This is a genomic window from Bacteroides sp. CAG:633 (assembly GCF_000435115.1).
GTDB classification, from domain to species: domain Bacteria; phylum Bacteroidota; class Bacteroidia; order Bacteroidales; family Bacteroidaceae; genus Bacteroides; species Bacteroides ndongoniae.
Genome location: NZ_FR883070.1, coordinates 6729 through 8233, shown reverse-complemented (window position 1 = coordinate 8233; position 1505 = coordinate 6729). Strand labels below are relative to the sequence as shown.

1 protein-coding gene and 1 pseudogene (1 of these 2 only partly in view) are annotated in these 1505 nt (G+C 55.6%); both read right to left on the bottom strand.

Annotated features, from left to right (window positions below; genetic code table 11):
- A pseudogene (locus QVP67_RS07990) lies at nucleotides 1–146 on the bottom strand (MFS transporter); the annotation flags it as partial.
- 37 nt (nucleotides 147–183) lie between these two features.
- A protein-coding gene (locus QVP67_RS07985) for an alpha-galactosidase (RefSeq protein ID WP_022163042.1) crosses the window boundary here: on the bottom strand, nucleotides 184–1505 show its 3' portion. It continues 928 nt past the right edge of the window; 1322 of the gene's 2250 nt are visible here — the last part of the coding sequence; its start codon lies off the right edge, out of view; it ends in the stop codon at nucleotides 184–186.

Below are 1505 nucleotides of genomic sequence, written 5' to 3'. Positions count from 1 at the left end.
AAAATATTGGCCTGCGAGTCCGTCAGCCCCAAGTCGGCCTTTACGTAATTGGAAGCGATACCCACCAGGTCAACAAAGCCCATGGCGAAAAAGCAAAGCATGACGGGTATCAGCCTTCCGTATTTCATTTGTTGTTTTGCGGTCATTGTTTTTAAGAATTTAAAGAAGTTAGAGAAGCGATATTCATTCTACCTCCGTCAGTTCCACCACCCGACTCTGCATCGGCTGGACCCCCCCCCGACTCTGCATCGGCTGGAAGCCGAAAGCGTCGAGTCCCACCTTCATCAGATAGTCGCCCGAAAGCACTTTGCCGTTGGCAAGCAGTGTGGACTGTGTACCGGGCATCAGGTTGATTTCCTCTACCTTGTAACGCTTCGTCGGGTCAAGTCCCTGCAAGCGGACGGGCAGCAGTTTCTCCTGATAGCGCGGATAGACATCGTAGGCAAAGAGTACGGCCTTGCGGCTGTCCGTGCTCACGTAGTTTACTGCCATGTGGTTGCTTTCGTAAGGTGACACCAGACGATACTGACTACCGTCCAGAATGACGGGTTGCAGACGTTTCCAGTTGGCCACAGCCGTCTGGCAGTAGAGCAATTCGTCAGCACTCAGCTCCTTCAGTCCCAGGTCGAAACCCAGCTTGCACATCGAAGCCACATCGGTACGGAACTTCACCGAAGCTGCCTTGTTCCAGCTCGTCACATGAGCACACATAGCCTTGGCCGGGAAGAACTGCGAGAAACCCCATTGAATGTAAATGCGCTCCACAGGATCGGTATTGTCGCTGCACCAGAACTCGGTGAAATACTTCAGCGCCTCGTAGTCGCAACGTGCACCGCCGCCCGAGCAGAGCATCATGGGCACGTCGGGATAGTTGTCCTTCACCCGTTTCATCACGTTATAGACGCCACGTACATGGTCGATGTACAGTTGTCCCTGTTCGGCCTTGAGGTAGGGTGAGTAGATGTTGGTGATGGGGCTGTTGCAATCCCACTTGAAGTAAGCAATGTCGGGGTTCTCCTTCAGCAGCTTGTCCACGATGCCGTAGACGTAGTCCTGCACGGCCGGGTTGCTCAGGTCGAGCACCAGCTGGTTGCGGTAGTAGTACGTCTCGCGGTTGGGATAGTGGATGGCCCAGTCGGGATGCTGCTCGAAGAGTTCGCTTTTGGGATTCACCATTTCCGGCTCTATCCACAGTCCGAACTTCACGCCCGCCTCCTTGGCTGCATCGGTCAGGGCACGGATGCCGCCGGGCAACTTGTCGTGCGTCACTTCCCAGTCGCCCAGTCCGGCACGGTCGTTCTTGCGCGGATACTTGTTGCCAAACCATCCGTCGTCCAGCAGGAACATGTCCACACCCAGGTCCTTGGCTTCCTTCATCAGTTCGGCCAGAATGTCCTGATCGAAGTCGAAGGCAGTGTTCTCCCAGTTGTTGAGCAGTGTCAGGCGTGTGCCTTTGCCGTCCTTCAGCTGGTAGTTGCGCGCCCACGCCTGCAGGTCGCGGCTGC